The organism is Streptomyces sp. (genome assembly GCF_035644915.1).
GTDB lineage: Bacteria > Actinomycetota > Actinomycetes > Streptomycetales > Streptomycetaceae > Streptomyces.
Genome location: NZ_DASQNP010000073.1, coordinates 1 through 6356, shown reverse-complemented (window position 1 = coordinate 6356; position 6356 = coordinate 1). Strand labels below are relative to the sequence as shown.

At 74.7% G+C, this 6356-nt stretch carries 7 protein-coding genes; 2 read left to right on the top strand and 5 right to left on the bottom strand.

Annotated elements, in window-relative coordinates:
• The 3 genes from VE546_RS08520 to VE546_RS08510 form a co-directional block, all read right to left on the bottom strand.
• A partial coding sequence (locus VE546_RS08520) for a DUF6099 family protein (protein ID WP_324920275.1) occupies positions 1 to 333 on the bottom strand: 333 nt, incomplete at its 3' end.
• A 109-nt stretch (positions 334 to 442) separates the two neighbouring features.
• Positions 443 to 895 carry a nucleotide pyrophosphohydrolase gene (locus tag VE546_RS08515; RefSeq protein WP_324920273.1) on the bottom strand — a complete coding sequence of 151 codons (453 nt, stop codon included), beginning with the start codon at positions 893 to 895 and terminating at the stop codon, positions 443 to 445.
• Entirely contained in the window at positions 892 to 2049 is a 1158-nt protein-coding gene (locus VE546_RS08510; protein ID WP_324920272.1) for an ATP-binding protein, read from the bottom strand. The genes VE546_RS08515 and VE546_RS08510 overlap by 4 nt, the downstream gene beginning before the upstream one ends.
• A 269-nt stretch (positions 2050 to 2318) precedes the next feature.
• Between VE546_RS08510 and VE546_RS08505 the strand changes: the two genes are divergently transcribed.
• Positions 2319 to 3344 (top strand): cation transporter, encoded by a 1026-nt coding sequence (locus tag VE546_RS08505; protein ID WP_324920277.1) that lies wholly within the window; start codon positions 2319 to 2321, stop codon positions 3342 to 3344.
• Positions 3345 to 3371: 27 nt separating this feature from the next.
• On the opposite strand, the gene VE546_RS08500 is transcribed toward VE546_RS08505, so the two are convergent.
• Positions 3372 to 3836: an ATP-binding protein gene (locus VE546_RS08500; RefSeq protein ID WP_324920270.1), complete on the bottom strand. Its 465-nt coding sequence runs from the start codon at positions 3834 to 3836 to the stop codon at positions 3372 to 3374.
• Between the two features lie 238 nt (positions 3837 to 4074).
• On the opposite strand from VE546_RS08500, the gene VE546_RS08495 reads away from it, so the two are divergent.
• Positions 4075 to 4935: a hypothetical protein gene (locus VE546_RS08495; protein ID WP_324920268.1), complete on the top strand. Its 861-nt coding sequence runs from the start codon at positions 4075 to 4077 to the stop codon at positions 4933 to 4935.
• Positions 4936 to 4983: 48 nt separating this feature from the next.
• Here VE546_RS08495 and VE546_RS08490 read toward each other — a convergent pair whose 3' ends face one another.
• The gene (locus VE546_RS08490; protein WP_324920266.1) at positions 4984 to 5553 is read right to left on the bottom strand and encodes a hypothetical protein; all 570 of its coding nucleotides are present in this window, start codon (positions 5551 to 5553) and stop codon (positions 4984 to 4986) included.
• Positions 5554 to 6356 lie beyond the last annotated feature (803 nt).

The window sequence follows — 6356 nt, the reverse complement described above, 5'->3', positions numbered from 1 at the left end:
GACCGCCACCCTCACCAGCGCGCCCCACGCCTCGTTCAGCAGACCGCCGAGACCGTGCAGCGCGGAGAGCGGATCGCGGATCCCCGTCAGCCGCGCGGCACGCGCCCCGTCGGCCCGCTGCCCGGACCCGCGCAGCGAGTGGCAGGCGCGGCCACTCGTCTCGCGCAGGGCGCCGGCCTGGACCCGCACCTCCACCGGGCCGGTCATGACCAGATGGATTCCGACCGCTTCGGCAAGCGCCTGCGCCTGCCACGCCTCGGTAACGATCTCAGGGGCTTCCTTACTGTGCGCCAACGCCTTCCGCGTGTCCTCAATGAGTGGTACCGCATCCATCCACCTTTTCCCTCCGTAATGGCTCACTACCCAGAGTGATACCCGCCGCCGGTTTTGCCTAGGGGTTTTGGGAAAACTGTGGAGAATATCGACACTGTGGAGAACGTCGTCACTCCGAAGAGTGACGATTGGCCCGTTCGTGCGCACCTTCGGAGCCGTCCGTCTCACCGACGCCCCTACCGGCCGGTTCGCCACTCTCCGTAATCGGAAAGCGCCGCTCGTTCCGTTCGATCTTCGCGGCCAGCGCCTCCAGCACGTCGATCCCCAGCACCTCGCAGAACTGCAGCAGGTAGGCGAGGACGTCGGCGACCTCGTCCGCCACCCGGGCCGCCGTGGCCGGGTCGTCCATCACCCGCGCCGACTGCTCCGGCGTCAGCCACTGGAAGATCTCGACCAGCTCCGCGGCCTCCACGCTCAGCGCCGTCGCCAGGTTCTTCGGGGTGTGGTACGGCTCCCAGTGCCGCGCCGCGGCGAACTCGGCCAGCCTGCGCTGGAGTTCACCCACCCGTCCGGCCGGCCGGCCGCTCCCGTGCGCGTCGTCCCGTTCCCGTGCGGTGTTCATCCGTCCAGGTCTACCAGCCGGGCGCCGGCCGCCCGCGCGGAGGCGCCGTCGTGCACCGTTCCCAGCAGCCGGATGTGCCCGCGCTCGCACATCCGCGCCGCGAGGCCCACCAGCTCCCGCCGCTGCCGCCCGTCCAGGGCGCGGTCGAGGCCGTCGGCCAGCACCGTCAGTGCCTGGTGGGCGGCGGGCACCTCCCGCACCGGGTCGACCTGGAGCACCCCGGGCCCGGTCAGCAGCACCAGCGCGAGCGCCAGGTAGCGCAGTTCCCCGTCCCCGAGCCGGTCCGCCGGGGTGGGCTCCAGGCCGTCACCGTGCTCCACCAGCGCCTCGACCAGCCCCGGGGCATCCCCCTCCGGCCGGGACCGCGCCAGCAGTCCCGCGACCGGCCCGGCCAGCCCCGCGCGCACCGCCTCCACCAGCGCCGCGTACCGGGTGCGGCACTCCCCGCGGGTACGCCGCAGCACCGCCGCGAGGTTGTCGCAGCCGCCCCGCAGCAGGCCGTCCGCGGCGGCCACCGGTTCGCGCATGGCCTCCGGCCGCGGGTCGCAGGCGAAGGACGAGCGCAGCGCCACCACGACCTGTTCGGCGGCCGCGAGCACCTGCCGCTGCTCCGTGGTGGCGCCCGCCACCCGCAGCGGCAGCAGCGCGGTGCCGAGCCGGTCGTCCGGCAGCGCGGCCCGGGTCGTCCGGCCGGCGCCCGCGGTGCGCCACTCCGCCCGAACCGCGCGCCGTGCCGGGTGGCGCAGCGCCGTGGACAGCAGCGTCCGGCCGTCCGCGCCGGTCAGTCGCTCGCCCGCGACGCGCAGCTCCGGTTCGGTCTGGACGGCGAGGTCGAGGCGGACCGGCCCGGCCGGCCCGTCCACCGTGCACCCCAGCCGGAAGCCGCGCCGGCCCTCCCGGTCCCGTGGCGCCCCGCGCGGCACGTACGCCGACGGCCCGCCGCGCGCCCGGCCGAACACCTCGCCCAGGCTCTCCCCGCCGCCGAGCCGCGCCAGCGCCTCGTACGCCTCCAGCACCGTGGACTTGCCGCTGCCGCTGGCCCCGGTGACCAGGGTCAGTGGCCCCAGGGGAACGCGCAGCCCGCGGTGCCTCCGGAAGGCGGACAGCCGCAGCTCGATGACGGCGGGCCGCCGCCCGGCCCCGTTTCCGACCATGGCCGGACCGTACCGGTGCCCCGGGAGCCGAACCGTTACGGCGGTCCGACGTTCCTACGATCAGGGGACGGGGGAGATCCCGGAACGCCACCGGCGGCAAATCCTCACTCCTCCAGTTCGCTTGACGCAGCGTCATGTCCGCTCGCTCGGCGGCGGATTCGCCGGGTCGCGCTCCCCACTGTCTGACGGCTCCGCGACCGGGTATGCGGGCTCCCGGTCAACTGTCGTTGCTGGATCGGTTCTCCGGGAGGAAGAAGCAGGTGTTCTCGGTGCTGACCGGGACGTGGAGCCTGGGGTGGAGTGTCGGGATCTTCCTGACGGCCGCGGCCGTCACGGTGGTGTGCAGCGTCCGGCTCGCCACGCTGGGGGACGTCCTGGCCGACCGGACGGGGTGGGGCGAGGCGCTGTTCGGCGCCGTGTTCTTCGGCCTGATCACCTCGTTGTCGGGCATCGCCATGACGGCGGTCAGCGCGCTGTCCGGCCAGCCCACGCTGGCGTACAGCAACGCGGTGGGCGGGATCGCGGCGCAGACCCTGGCCGTGGTGATCGCGGACGCCTTCCACCGGCGCGCCAACCTCGAACACTCCGCCGCCTCCATGTCCAACCTGCTGTTCGGCTGTCTCCTCGCGGGGCTGCTCGGGATGGCGCTGGCGGCCTCCTTCAGCCCCGGGGTGACGCTGCTGGGCGTGCATCCGGCGTCGGCGGCGATGGTCGCCTTCTACTGGGGCGGCATCCGGCTCATCCGGGACCACGACGAACCGATGTGGCGGGCGGTGCGCACCCGGGACACCCTCCCCGACGTGCCCGAGGAGGGGCCGGACGCCGGGCACGGTGCCGGCCGGCTGTGGGCCGAGTTCCTGGTGATAGCCGCCCTGGTCCTGGCGGGGGGCTGGGCCGTCGCGCGGGCGGCGGCGCACATCCTGGGCCACACCGGGCTGAACGCGGGCTTCGTCGGCGCCGTCCTGATGGGCGTCGTCAACGCCCTGCCCGAGACGGTCGCGGCCGTCGCGGCCGTCCGGCGCGGGGCGGTGACGCTGGCCGTCGCCGCCATCGTCGGCGGGAACTGCCTGGACGTGCTCAACCTGGTGGTCGGCGACGTGGCCTTCCGCGGCGGCTCCCTCTACCACGCGGCCGGCCCGGACGAACTCTTCCTCACCAGCGCCTCCCTGGTGATGACCACCGTGCTGCTGGGCGGCCTGCTCGTCCGGCAGCGGCGGGGCTGGCTGGGGCTGGGCTTCGACGGGGTCCTGCTGTTCGGCATCTACCTGGGCAGCGTGGCCGTCCTGGCGTCCTGAGGGCCGGCTCCCCGGCGAACCGGCGGGTCACAGGTCCCTGCCGCCGGGCAGGCGGTACTCGGCCCAGACGGTCTTGCCCGGCCCGTCGCCGCGGGGCGCCCATCCCCAGCGGGCGGCCAGCCGCTCCACCAGCAGCAGCCCCCGCCCCGACTCGGCCTCCCCGTCGGCGTCCCGGGCGGGGACGGGTGTCCGCTCGCCCCGGACGTCGGTGACCTCCACCCGTACGGTCCCCTCCCCCGCCGCCAGCCGCAGCCGGAAGTCCCGTCCGGCCACGCGCCCGTGGCGCACGGCGTTGGCGGCCAGCTCGGCCGTGATCAGGACCAGTTCGTCGTGGGCGGTGTCGCCGTGGGGCAGCCCCCGCTCGTCGAGCCACTGGGCGGCGAGCCGCCGGGCCAGCCGCGCCCCGCGCGGCGTGGAGCTGAAGCGCATCGTGAAGTCCCCCGTGAACAAGGGCGGGACGGACACCGCGCGCGGACCGGTCTCACTCGTCATGCCTCCCGACCATTCCGTCTCCGCCCCGCCGTGACCAGCGACGATGCACCCCCAAGCGTCCGCTGTACGCGTCCGGTCCGGCCGCTGTCCGCGCCGCTCGGCGCCATCCGTCCGCGGAACGGAATTGCGCCCTCACGCCGCCCGGGGAGGCGGTCCGGGAACGGCGGGTCGCGCGGAACGCCAGCGGCCGGCCGCTCCCCGCTTCTATCCTGGCGCCCCCGCCGGCGAAGGGAACAAGGTGCGAAGCACAGGACCGCAGCTCCTGCTGGGAGCGCTTGCCACGGTCGCGGCCGGCCTCTTCACCAACGCCGCTTCGGAGGACACCCCTCACCGCTGGTGGTGGGCGGCCGCGGCCGTCGGATCGACGCTGGTCATCGGCGTCGTGGCCGCTCCGGGAGTCCACCGCCTCCTGTTCCGCAGGAGCCCGGTCGACCTCCACGTCGCCCTGCCCCACCTCCTGTCGGCCGACCGGGGCGCTTCCTGGTGGGCCCTTCCGGTGCCGCTGCGCCCCGCGGAACTCGACGAGGCCAACCGCACCGCGGGCCCGGCCGGCGGCGCGGAGTGGGATCACAGGCTCACTCGCTGGGTCTACGAGCGCGGAGGCGCGGACATCGCGCAGAGCGTCCGCCGCCTCACTTTCCAGGGCGTGGACCGGCCGGTCACCATCGCGGGTATGCGCGCCAGGGTCCTGGACCGCACCGCCGTGCTGAGCGGCACCTACGTCGGAGTCGGTCTCGGCGGGGACGAGCCTCCCCTCCGGGTGGACATCGACCTCGACGAGGACCATCCCGTCGCCGGGTTCTTCGCGGACCGGGTCATCACCATCGCCCCGGACGAGAACGTGGTGGTCGATCTCGTCGCCACCGCGAACCGGTCGACGGTCACCTGGGACCTGGAGATCGACTTCGTGGCGGCCGGGGTGAGGAGGACCATGACGCTGCGGTCGGGAAAGCACTTCCTGCGCACCACCGGACTGCGCGGGACCCGCGTCTGGCACGAGCGTCCCGACGGATACAGCGTCAACGAGCACTACGGGACGGCGGTGATGGCCGGACGGGACTCGCTGGAGTACTGGAGCGACGAGCCCGCCTCAAGCTGACCTCCGGGCCGGTGGGTCCGCCGCCCCCGGGGTTCACCGGGGCGGGAGTCATCGGGCACGGGCGAGCGGAGAGGTGCCGGGATGGGGGGCGGCCACGCCGACCGGCCAGGCGTGCAGCGCGTAACGGCCGGTGTGGTCGGCGACGGTGAGGCGGAACGGCAGGCCCTCGGCGAGCCGGTCGGCCGCGGCCCGCTGCCGCTCCTCGTCCGCGCACCACCGCCGCAGCTCCGCCGGGACGTCGGCGGTCAGCTCCGGCAGGGGGACGAGGGCGCCGCCCGCCGCCCAGTCGGCCGTCCGCGGGTCGGGGTCGAGTCCGTCGGCGATCCGGCGGGCCTGCTCCCGCAGCCAGCGCAGCACGAGGCGGCGGCTGGCCGCCTCGTGGCTGCCGAGCTGCACGGCGACCGTGCCGCCGTTCACCGCCCCCACGGCGACGGCCTCGGCCCGGTACCGGTGGACGCGGGCCCGCCCGTTCCCCTCGTCCGCCGGGTTCTCCCGGCTCCAACGGCCCGTCCTCCGCACGGAGTCGAGCACGACCGGGCGCGCGCCGCGCCACGAGAAGCCGCGTGCGGGACCGGCGGGACGGCCGGGACAGGGCGGGAATCCAAGAGCGTTCGTCACGCCCTCCACCGTGACCTCCCTCACCACAGGTCACAAGCCGTCACGTGCGGTCACGATGCCGCTGTGCGCGTCGGCGGGCGGTGTTGTACGCGCGCCGTGCGCCGCGGCGGTCACCGTTCCGCCCGCCGGCCCTCCGGTCCGGTCGGCGGCCACGGGGAAGGCCACCGGGGACACGCCACCACCGAGAGCGTGGCGTCCGCCCCTTCCTCCCCGTTCCGAGTCGGGATGAACGGGCTCGGGGCCGGCGGAGCCGGAGTCGGGATCACTCTCCCCTCGCACACCGCCTCACGTTCCGCGTTCCCCCGGTGGGGGTCGGCTCCGGCGGAGGAACGTACCGGGCGTTGTGGTCGAGGACTTCCGTGGCCCCGTATCCGGCACCGCCCACCACGAGCGCGGCCGTCACCGCGAACCCCCCTGGCCCGCCACCCCACTCCGCGCCCCGTCCGGTCACACCGCACCACGGTTACGGTCCAACTCCCGCTTCATAGCGTCCTGTTGGGCCACCGGTCCATCCGCCGCCCCCCTGTCAGGTCCCGAAGTCGGTGCCCCCTCGGTCGGCTGTGCGGCCGAGGGGGCACCGCGCTTCCCGCCCGGTCCGCCACGCGTACGGCGGGGCGTTGTACGCGGTACGCGGCGTTACGGCGGCTCGAACACATGCGTTGTTCCGGGAAAGGGCCACCCATGGGGCAGGGGAACGAAGCATGCAGGACGGCATCCACGACACCGCCGACGGACAGCGTCCGGACGAACCGGGCACCAGCCTGGTCGCGGCGTTCGGACGGCAGTTGAAGCTGCTGCGCATC

Coding starts and splice junctions, on each gene's coding strand:
- VE546_RS08515 (WP_324920273.1), bottom strand. CDS start 895: ATGAACACCGCACGGGAACGGGACGACGCGCACGGGAGCGGCCGGCCG.
- VE546_RS08510 (WP_324920272.1), bottom strand. CDS start 2,049: ATGGTCGGAAACGGGGCCGGGCGGCGGCCCGCCGTCATCGAGCTGCGG.
- VE546_RS08500 (WP_324920270.1), bottom strand. CDS start 3,836: ATGACGAGTGAGACCGGTCCGCGCGCGGTGTCCGTCCCGCCCTTGTTC.